Consider the following 17281-nt stretch of genomic DNA (forward strand, 5'->3'; position numbering starts at 1 on the left):
AGGAACTATAGCTAGCCACGCAAGTCCGATGAGGGTTACAGCCTGTTTTCAATCGATAAAAGGAGAATCTGCCTCGTGCCTTGCAACCGCTGGATCCGCACCGCCGCCACTTCAAGCCTGATCGCGCTGGGTGCGCTCACCGCCGGCCTGCTGCCGGCCCTCGCACAAGCCCAGGAATTTGTCAGCATCAAGGGCAAGACCGTGAATGTGCGCGAGCAGCCCAACACCCGCTCCGCAACCCTCTGGGAACTGAGCAAGGGCTATCCGCTGCAAGTCACCCAGCGCAAGGGCCAGTGGCTGCGCGTGAAGGACTATGAGTCGACGCTAGGTTGGGTCCACGCTCCGCTGACCAGCAAGAGCCCGCACATGGTGGTGACGGCGCGCACGGCCAATCTGCGCTCCGGCCCCGGCCAGAAACACAACCGGGTAGGCAAGCTGGAGCAGCATGAGGTGCTGCAGACTCTGAAAAAGCAAGGCAGCTGGGCCCAGGTCCAGCGCAGCAATGGCCAAAGCGGCTGGGTGGCCAAGAATCTGGTCTGGGGCTGGTAAGCCCTACAACACGAACACCCAAAGCAAAGGCCTGCAGCTGCAGGCCTTTTTTGCGGGCGCCGGCGGCAATCAGCCTTCGACGATCAGCTGCGCTCGTGGCGCATAGCCGTGATTGAGGGGGCCATGGCCCTGGCCGGTATAGACCTCGGCTCCTGCCTCGATGGCACCCAGAATATAGCGGCGCGCCTCGGTCACTGCGGCCTCCAGCGCCAGCCCCTGGGCCAGGAAGGAGGCAATCGCCGACGACAGCGTGCAGCCCGTGCCATGGCCGTTATGGGTGACGATGCGCTGCGACTGCAGGCGCAGATAGTCGCCAGCCGGCCGGCCTTGCCGGCCCAGCACATCCATGACCAGATCACCGCTCAGATGCCCGCCCTTGAGCAATACGGCCGGCGCCCCCATGGCCAGCAGATCGGCCACGGCCGCATCCAGCGCTCCAATGCCTTCGATGTTGCGACCCAGCAGCAAAGCTGCTTCATCCAGATTGGGGGTAATCACCGTAGCCAGCGGGAACAGCTCCTGCACCAGCGCCTGGGCCGTCTCGGGAACGATCAGGCGATCGCCGCTGGTGGCCACCATCACCGGGTCCAGCACCACGTTCCTGACCCGGTGGCGACGAATCGCATCCGCCACCACGCTCACCACATCGGGGGTTGCCAGCATGCCGATCTTGACGGCATCGACGCCTATGTCCTGCACAACGGCATCGATCTGGCCGCGCACGGTATCCAGCGGAATGCCATGAATACCCGTCACGCCCAGCGTGTTCTGCACGGTGATGGCCGTGATAGCCGTCATGCCGTAGCAGCCCAGAGCCGCACAGGTCTTGAGGTCGGCCTGGATGCCGGCGCCGCCGCCGCTGTCCGAGCCGGCGATGGAGAGCACGCGTGCATAGCGCTTTTTTGCGGCGCCGGAGATGGGGGAAGAAGCAATCACTGTCATGGCAAAAATTATCGCCCATGCGCATGGTCAATGCGTGCTGTTTGCGGTTGTGCTGTAATGTCCAACGGACGAAACAGGGGTGTCCCGCAGGCAAGCAGCCTGTGCGGACTGAGAAACACCCTGGGGCTGCGCCAGCCAACGGCTGCGCATCAGAGCACCATCCGTGCCCTGCGCCCCCTGCACCCGATCCAGGTCATGCTGGCGTGGGGAGTTTCACAAGCCGCAAGGCATGCCGCGTTTTGTCCTGCACATGGCCCTGTTCCTGTGTCCGGATGGAAAACGATTTGCACATGTCATTGCTACAAGCTTCTTCAAAGATCGCAATTCTCGGTGGCGGCCTCATGGGCCGTCTGCTGGCCCTGGCCCTGGCCCAGCGCGGTCATGCCATCGACCTCTATGACGCGCATGGCCCGCAAGGCGATGGCGCTGCGGCGCGCGTGGCAGCCGCCATGCTGGCGCCGCTGGCCGAGTCGGCCATTACCGAGCCCGGCGTGGTGCGCATGGGCCAGCATGGACTCAAGCGCTGGCCCGAGCTCATAGCTCAGCTCGAGCAGCATGTGTTCCTGCAGCAAAACGGCACGCTGATTCTCTGGCACCGCCAGGATCAGGGCGATGCGGCGCGCTTTTTCGGTCTGCTGGAGAAAAACCGGCGCATCAACCCCAGCCTGCCGGCCATGCAGGAGAAGACCGGCGCGGCGCTGCAGGACTGCGAGCCCGCGCTGCAGGGACGCTTCAACCAGGCCGTCTATCTTCCCGGCGAAGGCCAGCTCGACAACCGCCAGTTGCTGACGGCGCTGGTCGACAAGCTCAGCGCCCTGGGCGTGCAGCTGCACTGGGACAGCCCGCGCGAGATCGGCGACTTCCGCCCCGGTGAGGTCGGCCAGCCCGACTTCGTGTTCGACTGCCGGGGCCTGGGGGCCCGCAGCCAGTGGAAGCAACTGCGCGGCATTCGCGGCGAGGTGGTGCGCATCCACGCGCCCGAAGTCACGCTGCAGCGCCCCACGCGCCTGATCCATCCGCGCTACCCCATCTATATCGCGCCCAAGGAAGACCACCTGTTCGTGATTGGCGCGACCGAGATCGAGTCCGACGATATGTCGCCGGCCAGCGTGCGCTCCACGCTGGAGCTGCTGAGCGCTGCCTATACCGTGCACTCCGGCTTTGCCGAAGGCCGGATTGTGGAGATCGCCACCCAGTGCCGCCCCACCCTGCCCGATAATCTGCCCGCCGTGCGCCTGCTGACGCCACGCGTCATGGAAGTCAACGGCCTCTACCGCCACGGCTTCATGATCTCGCCCGCCATGCTGGACGTGGTGCTGGAGCTGGTGGACCACAACGACTCGCCGCTGGCGCGCGAGTTCGATGTCGCCGTGCATCGCGGCTGAGCTGCGAGCCCGAACTTTGGCGCACAGCACTTGCACCCCCGGCGCACGCAAGCACCGTCGTGCAGAGGTTTAACTTAGCACCCGCTTTATTTTCCGTTTCATGCCATGAAGATCACTCTCAACCAGCAAGCCACCGAGCTGCCAGCCCATGCCACCGTGGCCGATGCGCTGGCGCAGATGCAGGCCAAGCCCCCGTTTGCCGTGGCGGTCAACACGGTGTTCGTGCCCAAGACGCAGTACACCGACCATCCGCTCAGTGAGGGCGACAGGATGGAAGTCATCTCTCCGGTGACTGGCGGCTAGGAATGAATCCCCCTGAGTCGCTTCGCGCCTTCCCCAAGGGGACGACACCCTCGCAGCGAGGCGGTTCATGCTCGGTGTCACTGACTTGGCACATGCCTGTTTGAGGTTCATTGGGCTTCACGCGCATTGCGATACAAAGACAAGAGATATAGATAAATCATGAATACCAAAACCACCGACGACGCCCTGGTTCTCTACGGCCAGCGTTTTGAAAGCCGCTTGCTGCTGGGCACCTCGCGCTACCCCTCGCCGGCGATTCTCGAAGCCGCTGTGGAGCGTTCCAGGCCCGCCATGGTCACGGCCTCGCTGCGCCGCCAGGGCAGCAATGCCGCCGAGACCGGTGCCAGCTTCTGGGAGCTGCTGCGCAAGCTCAATGTGCCCGTGCTGCCCAACACGGCAGGCTGCATGACCATCCAGGAAGCCGTGACCACGGCCCATATGGCGCGCGAAGTCTTCGACACACCCTGGATCAAGCTGGAGCTGATCGGCGACGACTACACGCTGCAGCCCGACACGCTCAATCTGGTGGAGGCTGCCTCCATCCTCATCAAAGACGGCTTCCAGGTCCTGCCCTACACCACCTACGATCTGGTGCTGTGCCAAAAGCTCGTCGACGTGGGCTGCCAGGCCGTCATGCCCTGGGCCGCGCCCATCGGCACCGGCCGCGGCCCCATCAACCCCTATGCCATGCAGATGCTGCGCGAGCGCCTGAAGGTGCCGCTGATCGTCGATGCCGGCCTGGGCCGTCCCTCCCACGCCTGCACCGTGATGGAGTGGGGGTATGACGCCGTGCTGCTGAACACCGCCGTGGCCCTGTCCGAAGACCCCGTGGCCATGGCCGGCGCGTTCTCCGATGCCGTCAATGCCGGTCACGCCGCCTGGCGCGCTGGCGCCATGGCAGAGCAGAACGCAGCCCAGCCCAGCACGCCCGTGCTGGGCACCCCTTTCTGGCATCAGGAATAAAGGCCGGCCCATGGACTCCCCAGAAATCAAGGCCCTGGTGCAAGCCATCATCCACCAGCACAGTGCCAACTTTGGCGCCCAGCTGCACCACGATGCCAACTCGGTCGAGCTGACGCCACAGCCCGTGCCGCCCGCACTGCGCCAGGAGCCCGCCTATCTGGCCGCGCTGGAGGCCTGCAGCCAGCTGGGCTTTATCGCCGTAGATGCGCAGACACTGGCCCAGGCCTGGCAGTGCCAGAGCGAGCGCAACAATCACTTCGATGCCACCCACTGGCCCGACGACCCACGCGACTTCGGTCTCGGCAAGGCCGACCCGGCCCAGGCCTTTGCCCACTGCCCGCGCGAGCTGGGCCTGTATGGCGTGCTGCCCACGGCCGAATGGGTGGGCCGCATGGCCCGTGCGGGTGTGCCCACGGTGCAGCTGCGCTTCAAATCCGGCGACCAGGCCGCTGTGGCCCGTGAAGTCAAGGCTGCTGTCGAAGCCGTCAAGGGCACACATGCACGCCTGTTCATCAACGATCACTGGCAGGCCGCGCTGGACGCAGGCGCCTACGGCATCCATGTGGGCCAGGAAGACCTGGACGTGATCGGCCAGCGCGATCTGGAGACCATCCGCACCTCGGGCACCCGCTTGGGCGTCTCCACCCATGGCTACGCCGAGATGGTGCGCGCCCATGCCGTCCAGCCCAGCTATATCGCCCTGGGCGCCGTATTCCCGACCACGCTCAAGAAGATGGCGACGGCCCCGCAAGGTCTGGCGCGTCTGGCGGCCTATGTGCGACTGATGCAGCAATACCCGCTGGTCGCGATTGGCGGTATTTCCGAAGACCTGTTCCCCGCCGTTCGTGCCACGGGCGTGGGCTCGGTGGCCGTGGTACGCGCCCTGGTCAACGCCCCCGATCCAGAGGCAGCAGCCCAGCATCTGCTGCAGCGCATGGAGGCCGCAGCCTGAGCGCATCTACTTCCAACTTAATGGCTGCCAGCGCTTGATATAGGTGCTGGCAGCTTTTTTTTACTGCATGCTCAACGAATGCAGCAGTGCCGGACATGCCTGGGGCACGAAACTCCGGAAATGACAAGATTGAATGCCCGCAGCCAGCGGGCATTTTTGCTGGCAGCCGCTGTGCAGACCGCATATCTGCTGGGTTTTCTTGATCGGCGCAAGCCCTGTTCGCGGTAAAAGCGGACACACAGGTGACAACCCTGAGCCCCGCAGTTGCGGCACAGCCGGTCCCACACGCGACAATGGGGCGGTTACCAGTCACGCATAAGACAGAACATGGACGAGCCAATTCTTAGTATGGAAGAACGTGAGGCGATCAACTCTGGTCGCTGGTTTTCATCCCTTTCGCCCTCTTTGCGGCACGACATTCTTCGATGCGCTTACGTCAAACGATACAAAGATGGCATGCTCATCTGCGCTCGCGGCGAACCGCCCGAGGAGTGGATTGCCTGCGCACGTGGCGCGGTGCGGGTCAGCTCCACCTCCATCACGGGCAAGCAGATCACGCTGACCTATGTGGAGCCGGGCATCTGGTTCGGGGATGTGGCGATTCTAGATGGCGACAAGCGCACTCACGACGCCTATGCACATGGCGAGACCACGTTGCTGTGCGTCTCCAAGGCGGACTTCAAGCGCATTCTGGCAGAGCATGTGGAGTTTTCCGAAGCGATCTTGCGCCTCAATGCACGCCGAGTACGTCAGCTCTACGGCCTGGTGGAAGACCTCAACACCTTGCCGCTGCGCGCGCGCCTGGCCAAGCAGTTGCTGCACCTGACGCGCAGCTATGGCGTGATGAGCCTGTCGGACAGCAACGAAATCCGCATCGGCCTGCATCTGGCCCAGGAAGAGCTGGCCCAGTTGCTGGGCGCCTCGCGCCAGCGCGTGAACCAGGAGCTCAAGTCCATGGAGCGCGAGGAAGTGATTCGCATCGAGCCGGGTGGCCTCATCGTGCGCGACCGGGTGACGCTGCTGCGCATTGCAGACACGGATCACTGATTCACCCCCTGAGCGGCCTTGCCGCTTCCCCCTCTCTCGCTTCGCTGCGCTTGCGGGAGGGGGACGATGCCATCGCCGCGAGACGGCTCTTGCTCGGCATCTCTGGCGGGGATCGCGCCAGTTTTCACCTTCGTTTCTCTCTTGCCGCGTTCTGCGGCAGCACTCCCATTTCACGCATTCGCTCGCTGCACTTTTGTGCGGCGTGGCGGGCTGCGCCTTGCCCATCACAAATCGAACAAAGGACTGAGACAGCATGAGCACTTATGAGCATTTCGTCGGCACCCGCGCGGTTTCCGATCAGCATGCGTTTGATATCGATGCCATGACCAACTGGATGAGCCGGCATGTCCAGGGCTTTGAAGGTCCGCTGCAGGTGGAGATGTTCAAGGGCGGCCAGTCCAACCCCACCTACAAGCTGATCACGCCCGGCCGTAGCTATGTGATGCGCGCCAAGCCCGGTCCCGTGGCCAAGCTGCTGCCTTCGGCCCATGCGATCGAGCGCGAATACCGTGTCATGAAGGGCCTGGCCGGCACAGATGTGCCCGTGCCGCATATGTATGCGCTGTGCGAGGATGAATCCGTCATCGGACGCGCCTTCTACATCATGGAATTCATGGAAGGCCGTGTGCTCTGGGACCAGTCCCTGCCCGGCATGACGCCTGCGCAACGCGCCGAGATCTACGACGAGATGAATCGCGTGATCGCGGCCCTGCACAGCGTGAAGTTTGCCGAGCGCGGCCTGGCCGACTACGGCAAGAGCGGCAATTACTTCGAGCGCCAGATCGGTCGCTGGAGCAAGCAGTATGTGGCCTCCGTGACCCAGCCCATCCCCGAGATGGACAAGCTGATGGAGTGGCTGCCCGCCCATATGCCGGCCAGCGCACGCGACGAGGGACGTGTCTCCATCGTGCATGGCGACTACCGCCTGGACAATCTGATGTTCCACCCCACCGAGCCGCGCGTGATTGCCGTGCTGGACTGGGAGCTGTCCACGCTGGGGCACCCGCTGGCCGACTTCAGCTACCACTGCATGAGCTGGCATATCCCGGCCGAGCTGGGCCGCGGCATCGCGGGGCTGGACATCGCAGGTCTGGGCATCCCTGCCGAGCACGACTACATCCAGCGCTACTGCCAGCGCACCGGCATTGCCGATGTGGCCACGCTGCAGCGCGACTGGAACTTCTACCTGGCCTACAACATGTTCCGCATCGCCGCCATCTTGCAAGGCATTGCGAAGCGCGTCGAGGCCGGCACGGCCTCCAGCGCCCAGGCCAAGGCCTCGGGCGACACCGCCCGCCCCATGGCGGAACTGGCCTGGTCCTTTGCCCAGCGCGCCTGACTTTTTATCCACCACCACGCAACTTGACCGTCCCACAATAAAAGGAGCACTCATGGACTTCGACTACTCGCCCAAAACCAAGGACTTGCAGCAACGCCTGCTCAAGTTCATGGACGACTACATCTACCCGGCGGAAAAGGAATATGCCGACGAGATGCAGGCCAACACGGCCGCCGGCAAGCGCTGGACGCCGCTGCAAACCATTGAAAAGCTCAAGCCCAAGGCCCAGGCCGCGGGCCTGTGGAATCTGTTTCTGCCCGTGGACAGCGCCGAGGCTTCGGGCTACCACGGCGCGGGCCTGACCAATCAGGAATACGCACCGCTGGCCGAGATCATGGGCCGCGTGCCATGGGCTTCCGAAGTCTTCAACTGCTCCGCGCCGGATACCGGCAATATGGAGACCATTGCCCGCTACGGCAGTGCCGAGCTCAAGGAGCGCTGGCTCAAGCCCCTGCTGGAAGGCAAGATCCGCTCGGCCTTCGCCATGACCGAGCCCGAAGTCGCCTCCTCCGACGCCACCAATATCTGCACCCGTATCGAGCGCCAGGGCGACGAATACGTGATCAACGGTCACAAGTGGTGGATCTCGGGTGCCGGCGATCCTCGCTGCCAGGTCTTCATCACCATGGGCAAGACCGACCCAGAAGCGGCCAAGCATTCGCAGCAGAGCATGATCATCATCCCGGCCGATGCCAAGGGCATCCGCATCGCGCGTCCTCTGAACGTGATGGGCTATGACGATGCACCCCACGGCCATATGGAGATGTACTTCGAGAACGTGCGCGTTCCCGTCGGCAACATCCTGCTGGGCGAAGGACGCGGCTTCGAGATCGCCCAGGGCCGCCTCGGCCCCGGCCGCATTCACCACTGCATGCGCCTGATCGGCCTAGCCGAGCGTGCGCTGGAGCTGATGTGCAAGCGCGCCAGCAGCCGCGTGGCCTTCGGCAAGAGCGTGGCCCAGCAGACCGTGACGCAGGAGCGCATTGCCGAAGCGCGCTGCAAGATCGACATGGCGCGCCTGCTCACGCTCAAAGCCGCCTGGCTGATGGACGTGGCCGGCAACAAGGTGGCCAGAACCGAGATCGCCATGATCAAGGTAGTGGCCCCCAGCATGGCCTGCCAGGTCATAGACTGGGCCATGCAGGTCCACGGCGGCGGCGGCATGTGCGACGACTTCCCGCTGGCCTATGCCTATGCCGCAGCACGCACGCTGCGCTTTGCCGACGGCCCCGACGAGGTGCACCGCAACGCGATTGCCAAGTGGGAGCTGGGCAAATACGGCAGCTACGGCAAGAACGCCGAAGTGCCCATCACGCGCGGCGGCTGATGCAAGGCGGCAGGAGCGGCTTGCGCAGCTCCTGCCCCGGAAACAAGAACACCCCGTCAGCGAAGCTGCGGGGTGTTTTTCATGGGAAAGACCGACTGCAGATCTGCTATCAATAAGGAAGCTTCTCTCGCATGAAATCAAATGATTTCAGATATAAAACATTCCAAAACTTAATGAAATGATGCGGAAGCCGCTTCCCTGTCAATAGCAAGACCCGGACCCAAGCCGGCCACCGGACTTAGAAGCTCTCCCACTCGCCATCGTCTGCCGTCGCGGCCTTTTGCGACTGGGGTGCTGCTGCGCTTTTCCCGGGGCTCAGAACCGGCGGCTTGCTCGCAGCCGACATCGCGGGACGCCTGAGCGCAGCCGACGGGACCTTGAGCGGGGCCGGAACCTTGATCGCAGCCCTGGCAGGCGCGGACCTGAGCGCCGCAGGCGCCAGGGCCGGTGTGGCCTGCAGACCGGACTGAGCGCCGAGCTTGAAGAAGCTCACCGTCTCGGCCAGCGCGGCGGCCTGGCTGCGCAGCGCATCGGTCGCGGCCGCCGCCTCCTCCACCAGGGCGGCGTTCTGCTGGGTCATCTGATCCATCTGCGTCACGGCCTGGGTGACCTGCTCGATGCCCGAGGTCTGCTGGTGGCTGGCCACCGAGATCTCGCCCATGATGTCGGTGACACGGCGCACGCTCATCACGATCTCGTCCATGGTCCTGCCGGCCTCGTCGACCTGGGTGCTGCCTTCCTGCACCTTGCTCACGGAGTCGTCGATCAGCTGCTTGATCTGCTTGGCCGCCTCGGCCGAGCGCTGGGCCAGGGTGCGCACTTCGGAGGCCACCACGGCAAAGCCACGGCCCTGGTCACCCGCACGGGCCGCTTCCACCGCCGCGTTCAGCGCCAGGATATTGGTCTGGAAGGCGATGGAGTCGATCACGCCGATGATGTCCACGATCTTGCGCGAGGACTCGTTGATGGCCGACATGGTCTGCACCACCTGGGCCACGGTGGCTCCACCGCGTACGGCCACCTGCGATGCGGCAGACGCCATCTGATTGGCCTGCTGTGCATTGCCGGCGTTCTGCTGCACGGTGGCGGTCAACTCCTCCATGGAGGCTGCCGTCTGCTCCAGCGAGCTGGCCTGCTCTTCGGTGCGCGAGGACAGATCCTGGTTGCCGCTGGCAATCTGGCTGCTTGCCGAGGCAATCGAGTCCGTGCCCTGGCGCACCTGACCCACGATGCGTTGCAGGCTTGTATTCATGTCCTTGAGCGCCTGCAGCAACTGGCCCACCTCATCCTGGCTTTGCACAGTGATACTGGCGCTCAGATCGCCCGCAGCCACGGACTGGGCCAGTTGAACGGCCGACTGCAAAGGACGCGAGATGGAGCGTGCGATCAGCACCGCCAGCGCCACACCGATGACGATGGAGCCCAGCAGCAGCGCCATCACCCACCAGCGGGCAGCGGCATACAGGTCATCGCCGGCCTGATTGGTTTCCTCGGTCGCCTGATGGTTGATCTCGCTGAGAGCGTCCAGCCGTGTATTGATGCCGCGGCTGATCTTGAGCGACTCGCCGCGCAAGATTTCGCTGGCGTCATCATTGAGCAACTGGTGCGACAGATCCACCACCTTGGCCGTCTGCACGGCATAGGCCTTGAGCTCCTCGCCGATTTCGGCCAGCAGGGCTCGCTCCTTGTCGGTCCTCACGTACTTGGCATACGACTGCTGGTTCTGGACCAGTTCGTCCCAGAGCTTGGGCATGCTCTTGTCATAGACCGCCATTTCCTCGGACGACTGCGCCATCACATGCTGCATGGTCTGCGAGCGATAACGCTGAAGCTGATAACGCATGTCCTGCAGGTTGCGGGCCGCCGGCAGCCACTGGCGCGCCAGATCGGTGGCCGTGGCATTGACACGCTCCATCTGGACCAGGCCGTACAGACCCGATACCGCACTGATCAGCAGGATCAGCACAAAAGACACCAGCAGCTTGTTGGCCAGCTTGAGGTTGCGAAAGAAGTTCATGGGGGAATTGGGCGCCTGAGCGACCTGCAAGGTCTGGCACCTGCGAGATGGGGAATAGGGGAAACTGCCTGAAAGCGCGTACACACTGCGCGCGCCTGCGAATTCTATTCAGAATTTGTTACCTCGAGTAACGGCATTCATGAATAAAACCGATGGTGGTATCAGGGGCATAGCTGGGCTCAAAAGACACCCCGATGAAGCACTCAAAAGCCCTGTCGAAGGCCATTGCATCCTTACAGCCGTCCGGCATGAGAAAATCAGCCCTTATTTATCAGCAAGAACAACGGATTCACCATGGAAGCAGAACGCGTCAACTCTATCGGCAACACCCTCCAAGATCTGGCCGAACGCACGGCAGATCTCCGGAGGTATCTTTGACTACGATGCCAAGTACGAACGCCTGCGCACGGTAAACGCCTCACTGGAAGACCCTGCCGTCTGGAACGACCCCAAGAAGGCACAGGAGCTGGGCAAGGAGAAGAAGTCGCTCGACTCCGTCGTGCTGACCCTGGAGAAGCTCACCACCGAACTGGCCGACAATTCCGAGCTGTTCGAGATGAGCAAGGAAGAAGGCGATGATGCCGGCCTTGAAACCATCGAAGCCGAAACCGCCAAGCTCAAGCCGCTGATCGAGGAGCTCGAGTTCCGCCGCATGTTCGGCGGCGAAGCCGATCCGCTCAACTGCTTCATCGACATCCAGGCCGGCGCCGGCGGCACCGAAGCCTGCGACTGGGCCAGCATGCTGCTGCGCCAGTACCTGAAGTACGCCGAGCGCAAGGGCTTCAAGGCCACTGTCGAAGAAGAGACTCCGGGTGACGTAGCCGGCATCAAGAGCGCCACCATCAAGGTCGAAGGCGAGTATGCCTACGGCCTGCTGCGCACCGAAACCGGCGTGCACCGTCTGGTGCGCAAGTCGCCCTTCGACAGCTCGGGCGGCCGTCACACCAGCTTTTCCTCGCTGTTCGTCTACCCCGAGATCGATGACTCCATCGAGATCAACATCAATCCGTCGGATGTGCGCACCGACACCTACCGCGCCTCGGGCGCCGGCGGTCAGCACATCAACAAGACCGACTCGGCCGTGCGCCTGACCCACATCCCCACGGGCATCGTGGTGCAGTGCCAGGACGGTCGCTCGCAGCATAGCAACCGTGACGTGGCATGGCAGCGCCTGCGCTCCAGGCTGTACGACTTCGAGATGCGCAAGCGCATGGAAGAGCAGCAAAAGCTCGAGGACACCAAGACCGATGTGGGCTGGGGTCACCAGATCCGCTCCTATGTGCTGGACAACAGCCGCATCAAGGACTTGCGCACCAACGTCGAAGTCTCGGCCACCCAGAAGGTGCTGGACGGCGACCTGGATGTGTTTATCGAAGCCTCGCTCAAGCAAGGCCTCTGATCCTAGAAAGGAATCGATATGCTGCAACTGCGTGACGGGCAAGCCCCGGCCACCGCCATTTACCGTGCCGACTACGAGGCTCCGGCCTGGTGGATCGACACGGTAGATCTGACTTTTGACCTGGACCCGACCAAGACGCGCGTGCTCAGCAAGATGCGCGTGCGCCGCAACCCCGAAGTGCCGGCACAGGCGCTGCGCCTGGACGGCGACGAGCTGAATCTGGCGCGGGTGATGGTCAACGGCGGTGGAACCTCCTTCAAGATGGATGGCGACCAGCTGGTGCTGGAGAACCTGCCCGAGGGCAACGAGCCCGTGGAGCTGGAGATCTTCACCACCTGCGCCCCCATCAAGAACACCAAGCTCATGGGCTTGTATGTGAGCGAGGACACGTTCTTCACGCAGTGCGAGGCAGAAGGTTTCCGCCGCATCACCTACTTCCTGGACCGCCCCGACGTGATGGCCATGTACACCGTCACGCTGCGCGCCAGCAAGGCCCAGTACCCGGTGCTGCTGTCCAACGGCAATCTGGTGGAGTCCGGCGACCTGGAAGACGGCCGCCACTTTGCCAAGTGGGTCGATCCGCACAAAAAGCCCAGCTACCTGTTTGCGCTGGTGGCCGGCAATCTGGTGGCCCGCGAGCAGAAGATCAAGAGCCGTGCCGGCCGCGATCACCTGCTGCAGGTCTATGTGCGCCCCGGCGACCTCGAAAAGACCGAGCACGCCATGAACTCCCTCATGCACTCCGTTGCATGGGACGAGGCCCGCTTCGGCCTGAGCCTGGATCTGGACCGCTTCATGATCGTCGCCACCAGCGACTTCAACATGGGCGCCATGGAGAACAAGGGCCTGAACATCTTCAACACCAAGTATGTTCTGGCCAGCCAGGCCACGGCCACCGACACCGATTACGCCAATATCGAATCCGTCGTCGGTCACGAATACTTCCATAACTGGACGGGTGACCGCGTCACCTGCCGCGACTGGTTCCAGCTGAGTCTCAAGGAAGGCCTCACGGTCTTCCGCGATCAGGAGTTCAGCATGGACATGGCGGGCACGGCCTCGGCCCGCGCCGTCAAGCGCATCGACGATGTGCGCGTGCTGCGCACCGTGCAGTTCCCCGAGGATGCAGGCCCCATGGCCCACCCCGTGCGCCCCGACAGCTATATCGAGATCAACAACTTCTACACGGTCACGATCTACGAAAAAGGTGCGGAAGTCGTGCGCATGCAGCACAACCTGGTCGGCCGCGAAGGCTTTGCCAGGGGCATGAAGCTGTACTTCGAGCGCCATGACGGCCAGGCCGTGACCTGCGACGACTTCTCGCAGGCCATTGCCGACGCCAACCCCGACTCTCCCTTGGCCCAGCATCTGCAGCAGTTCCGCCGCTGGTACAGCCAGGCCGGCACGCCTGTGCTCAAGGCCGTGGGTCAGTACGATGCCGACGCCCAGACCTATACGCTGACGCTGTCGCAAAGCTGCGCGCCCACCGTGGGCCAGGTCGAGAAACTGCCGTTCGTCATTCCCGTGCAAATGGGTCTGCTCACGGCCAGCGGCCAGCCCATCGCCCTGCAATTGCAGGGCGAAGATGCAGCCCACGCAGTCGCCAGCCGCATGCTAGTGCTGACCGAAGCCGAGCAAAGCTTTGTCTTCAGCAATGTGAGCGAAGCCCCCGTGCCCTCGCTGCTGCGCAGCTTCAGTGCCCCGGTGGTGCTGGAGCATGAATTCAGCGATGCCGATCTGCTGACCCTGCTGGCCCATGACAGCGACCCCTTCAACCAATGGGAAGCCAGCCAGCGCCTGGGCCTGCGCTATGCCCTCAAGGCGATCGCTGCCAGCGGCGAAGTCAGTGCCGAGATCCTGCCGGCAGACTTCATCGAAGCCATGCGCCGCGTGCTGCGTGATGACAAGCTGGATGCGGCTTTCAAGGACCTGGTTCTCACGCTGCCGTCCGAGAGCTATATCGCCGAACAGCTGGCCGAGGTCGATCCGCAGCGCGTTCATGCGGTGCGCGAAGCCATGATCTTGCAACTGGCGACCGCGCTGCAGCCCGAGTGGGAAGCCGCCTGGGAGGCCGACCGCGACACCGGAGCCTACCGCCCCGACCATGTCAGCGCCGGCCGCCGTGCACTGGCAGGCCGCGCCCTGTCCATGCTGTGCCTGCAAGCCGCCCGGACTGGCGACACGGTCTGGCCCGGCAAGGCCTACCAGCGCTGCAAGGACGCCGGCAATATGACGGACCGTATGGCCGCCCTCTCCGCTCTGGTCTACAGCGCCAGCCCTCTGGCCGAGCAGGCACTGCAGCGCTTCCATGCTCTGTTCAAGCAGGATGCACTGGTGCTGGACAAATGGTTTGCCCTGCAGGGTGCAGCCAGCGACCGCGGCGGCGATGTGCTTCCGGCCGTCAAGGCGCTGATGAAGCATGCCGACTTCCAGATCAAGAACCCCAACCGCGCACGCAGCCTGATCTTCAGCTACTGCAACAATGCCGGCGCCTTCCACCGCGCCGATGCGGCGGGCTATGTGTTCTGGGCCGATCGCGTGATCGAGATCGATGGCTTCAATCCGCAGGTGGCGTCCCGTCTGGCCCGTGTGATGGATCGCTGGAAAAAGCTGGCCGAGCCCTACCGCTCTGCCGCCCGCGAGGCCATCGCCCGCGTGGCAGCCAAGCCCGATCTGTCCAACGACGTGCGCGAGGTCATCACCCGCGCCCTGGCGGACTGATGGACCTGCACATGCTTGCTCGACGCGCGGCCCGGGGCTTACAGACCCTTGCCGTCGCTGCGGCGAGCATGTCGCTGGGCGCCCAGGCCGCCAGGCCGGACGCAGGTTTCGAAGCGCGTTTTTCGCCCTTGTATGCCACGGTCTTCGACGAAGGCGGCAGCTTCAGCGGCAGCACCATGAGTGCCGATCTGCAGGCGCTGGAGCCGTTGCTGAAAAAGCCCGGAGCCGCTGCACGCGACCGCTTCCGGCTCTACTACACCCAAGCCAGCGTCTATGCACGCCGCAGCATGCCCAAGGAGGCTGCCAAGGCAGCCAGCACGGCGCTGACCGCTTTGCCCGGCGCCCAGGCAGACCCCGAGCTGTCCTATGCACAGTTCTTCCTGCGCTACTCCGGCATTCGCTGGCTGGCGCAGGCCGGTCAGCATGAAGCGGCGCTCAGGCAGGTCAAAGCCTTTCAGGCTCTGTACCCGCTGCCACGGATCGCCGAGCTGCCGACCGAGATGCGCTGGGACGAAAGCGTGAAGCCTGCGCGGGCTCTGGATTTTCCGAGCCAGATGCAGATTCTCGGCGTCTATGAGGACGAAGGATATCTGCTGCATGAACTGGGGCAATTTCGCGAGGCAAGGCAAGCCAACGAGCGACTGCTTCCTGTCGCGCGTGAACGCCTCAAAGTCATGGGCAAGCTGCAGCAAATACGCGGTGTACTCACCAACATTGCGCAAAATTGCTATGAGCTGGGCGATCTGAAGCAGGCTGCCACCTATCTTCAGGAGCGCCTGCAGATTGCGCAGGCGGCGCAAGACCATGCCACTGTCTACGACAGCTATTTCCAGCTCATGGTCCTTGCCCATGAGCAAAAGCAAGAACCGCAGGCCCGCCAATGGCTGGCCCGCTATGAACAATACGCGCTGAACCAGAAAGACAGCGAGCAGCAAACCCGCGTCAAGGAACTGCTGGCGGAACTGGAGCAGCACACTGCGGGGCGTCGTCCATGAAGGCAGATGCCCTGCCCTGTTTTCTGTCCATTTCAGATTTGCATCGAATATCAAGGAGTTGAAGTATGAAGAAAAACATCAGCCTGACCCGCTATCTGGTCGAGCAACAACGTGTTGACGGGCTCATCCCGGGCCAGCTGCGCCTGCTGCTGGAAGTGGTGGCCCGCGCCTGCAAGCGCATCAGCTTTGCCGTGAACAAAGGTGAGCTCGGCGACGTCATGGGTACGGCCGGCAGTGAAAACGTGCAGGGCGAAGTGCAGAAAAAGCTGGACATCATCGCCAACGAAACCCTGATTGAAGCCAATGAATGGGGCGGTCACCTGGCCGCGATGGCATCGGAGGAAATGGAAGGCATCTATGTGGTGCCCAACCGCTACCCCCAGGGCGAATACCTGCTGATGTTCGACCCCCTGGACGGCTCGTCCAATATCGACATCAACATGTCCATCGGCACCATCTTCAGCGTGCTCAAGAAGCCTGAAGGCCACCCAGGCGTGCACGACAGCGACTTCATGCAGCCCGGCACCCAGCAAGTGGCTGCAGGCTACTGCATCTACGGTCCCCAGACCACCCTGGTGCTGACCGTGGGCGACGGTGTCTCCATGTTCACGCTGGACCGCGAGCAGGGCTCGTTCGTGCTCATCGAGGAAAACGTCAAGATCCCCGAAGACACCAAGGAATTCGCCATCAACATGTCCAATATGCGCCACTGGGATGCCCCCGTGAAGCGCTATGTGGACGAATGCCTGGCCGGCGTCGACGGCCCGCGCGGCAAGAACTTCAATATGCGCTGGGTGGCTGCCATGGTGGCCGACGTGCACCGCATCCTGTGCCGCGGCGGCATCTTCATGTACCCCTGGGACAAGCGCGAGCCGCAAAAGGCTGGCAAGCTGCGCCTGATGTACGAAGCCAACCCCATGAGCTGGCTGGTCGAACAGGCTGGCGGCATGGCCACCAACGGCCGCCAGCGCATCCTGGACATCCAGCCAACGCAATTGCACGAGCGCGTGAGCGTCGTCCTCGGCTCCAAGAACGAAGTGGAACGCGTGACCAGCTACCACCTCGAGGCCGATGAAAAAGCGCTATAATCTATAGCTTATCGCCGGTGTAGCTCAGTCGGTAGAGCAGCTCATTCGTAATGAGAAGGTCGGGTGTTCGATTCATCTCTCCGGCACCAGAATAAAAGCCCCAGGTTCGCAAGAGCCTGGGGCTTTTTCTTTTGCCGCTCCTCAGTTTCATCACGATTTGCGCATAAAAGAACAATGCTTTATAATCTGCAGATTGCTGCGTGGCACTTGCCCTGCGCAGTATCTCTCAGGCAGTTCTCACGTTGCCCACGCTT

General features: G+C 63.1%; 14 protein-coding genes and 1 tRNA gene. 13 read left to right on the plus strand and 2 right to left on the minus strand.

What is annotated here, in order from left to right; translation table 11 throughout:
- Window positions 1-75 precede the first annotated feature (75 nt).
- Entirely contained in the window at window positions 76-549 is a 474-nt protein-coding gene (locus tag CTR2_RS17805; RefSeq protein WP_003077863.1) for an SH3 domain-containing protein, read from the plus strand.
- Window positions 550-618: 69 nt separating this feature from the next.
- Here CTR2_RS17805 and thiD read toward each other — a convergent pair whose 3' ends face one another.
- Window positions 619-1491 carry a bifunctional hydroxymethylpyrimidine kinase/phosphomethylpyrimidine kinase gene (thiD, locus tag CTR2_RS17810; RefSeq protein WP_087082207.1) on the minus strand — a complete coding sequence of 291 codons (873 nt, stop codon included), beginning with the start codon at window positions 1489-1491 and terminating at the stop codon, window positions 619-621.
- A gap of 290 nt (window positions 1492-1781) precedes the next feature.
- Between thiD and CTR2_RS17815 the strand changes: the two genes are divergently transcribed.
- The 7 genes from CTR2_RS17815 (at window position 1782) to CTR2_RS17845 (ending at window position 8807) form a co-directional block, all read left to right on the plus strand.
- Window positions 1782-2876 (plus strand): FAD-dependent oxidoreductase, encoded by a 1095-nt coding sequence (locus tag CTR2_RS17815; protein ID WP_087082205.1) that lies wholly within the window; start codon window positions 1782-1784, stop codon window positions 2874-2876.
- A 105-nt stretch (window positions 2877-2981) separates the two neighbouring features.
- Complete coding sequence (gene thiS, locus CTR2_RS17820) at window positions 2982-3179, plus strand: sulfur carrier protein ThiS (protein WP_087082203.1); 198 nt, start codon at window positions 2982-2984, stop codon at window positions 3177-3179.
- Between the two features lie 159 nt (window positions 3180-3338).
- Window positions 3339-4142: a thiazole synthase gene (locus CTR2_RS17825; protein WP_087082201.1), complete on the plus strand. Its 804-nt coding sequence runs from the start codon at window positions 3339-3341 to the stop codon at window positions 4140-4142.
- Window positions 4143-4152: 10 nt separating this feature from the next.
- A complete protein-coding gene (gene thiE, locus CTR2_RS17830) occupies window positions 4153-5094 on the plus strand; it encodes a thiamine phosphate synthase (RefSeq protein WP_087082199.1) in 942 nt (313 codons plus the stop codon).
- A gap of 327 nt (window positions 5095-5421) precedes the next feature.
- Window positions 5422-6141, plus strand: coding sequence for a Crp/Fnr family transcriptional regulator (locus CTR2_RS17835; RefSeq protein ID WP_034349335.1), 720 nt, complete (start codon window positions 5422-5424; stop codon window positions 6139-6141).
- Between the two features lie 253 nt (window positions 6142-6394).
- Window positions 6395-7480 (plus strand): phosphotransferase, encoded by a 1086-nt coding sequence (locus CTR2_RS17840; RefSeq protein WP_087082198.1) that lies wholly within the window; start codon window positions 6395-6397, stop codon window positions 7478-7480.
- A 52-nt stretch (window positions 7481-7532) separates the two neighbouring features.
- Entirely contained in the window at window positions 7533-8807 is a 1275-nt protein-coding gene (locus CTR2_RS17845; protein WP_087082196.1) for an acyl-CoA dehydrogenase family protein, read from the plus strand.
- Between the two features lie 238 nt (window positions 8808-9045).
- On the opposite strand, the gene CTR2_RS17850 is transcribed toward CTR2_RS17845, so the two are convergent.
- A complete protein-coding gene (locus CTR2_RS17850; protein ID WP_087082194.1) occupies window positions 9046-10824 on the minus strand; it encodes a methyl-accepting chemotaxis protein in 1779 nt (592 codons plus the stop codon).
- Between the two features lie 294 nt (window positions 10825-11118).
- Here CTR2_RS17850 and prfB point away from each other — a divergent pair.
- The 5 genes from prfB to CTR2_RS17875 all read left to right on the plus strand — a co-directional run bounded on the left by prfB (window position 11119) and on the right by CTR2_RS17875 (window position 17116).
- Window positions 11119-12223 (plus strand): peptide chain release factor 2 gene (gene prfB / locus CTR2_RS17855; RefSeq protein ID WP_100086375.1). Its coding sequence is split into 2 segments (ribosomal slippage): window positions 11119-11199 and window positions 11201-12223, totalling 1104 coding nucleotides; the frame shifts between segments, so codons are not numbered across the junction.
- Between the two features lie 18 nt (window positions 12224-12241).
- On the plus strand, window positions 12242-14944 hold the full coding sequence (pepN, locus tag CTR2_RS17860) for an aminopeptidase N (protein ID WP_087082192.1): 2703 nt from the start codon (window positions 12242-12244) through the stop codon (window positions 14942-14944).
- A gap of 11 nt (window positions 14945-14955) precedes the next feature.
- Window positions 14956-15939: a hypothetical protein gene (locus CTR2_RS17865; RefSeq protein ID WP_238707726.1), complete on the plus strand. Its 984-nt coding sequence runs from the start codon at window positions 14956-14958 to the stop codon at window positions 15937-15939.
- Window positions 15940-16004: 65 nt separating this feature from the next.
- Window positions 16005-17027, plus strand: a complete 1023-nt coding sequence (locus CTR2_RS17870) for a class 1 fructose-bisphosphatase (protein ID WP_087082189.1) — start codon at window positions 16005-16007, stop codon at window positions 17025-17027.
- Between the two features lie 13 nt (window positions 17028-17040).
- Window positions 17041-17116, plus strand: a tRNA-Thr gene (locus CTR2_RS17875).
- Window positions 17117-17281 lie beyond the last annotated feature (165 nt).

Source organism: Comamonas thiooxydans, assembly GCF_002157685.2.
Lineage (GTDB): Bacteria > Pseudomonadota > Gammaproteobacteria > Burkholderiales > Burkholderiaceae_C > Comamonas > Comamonas testosteroni_H.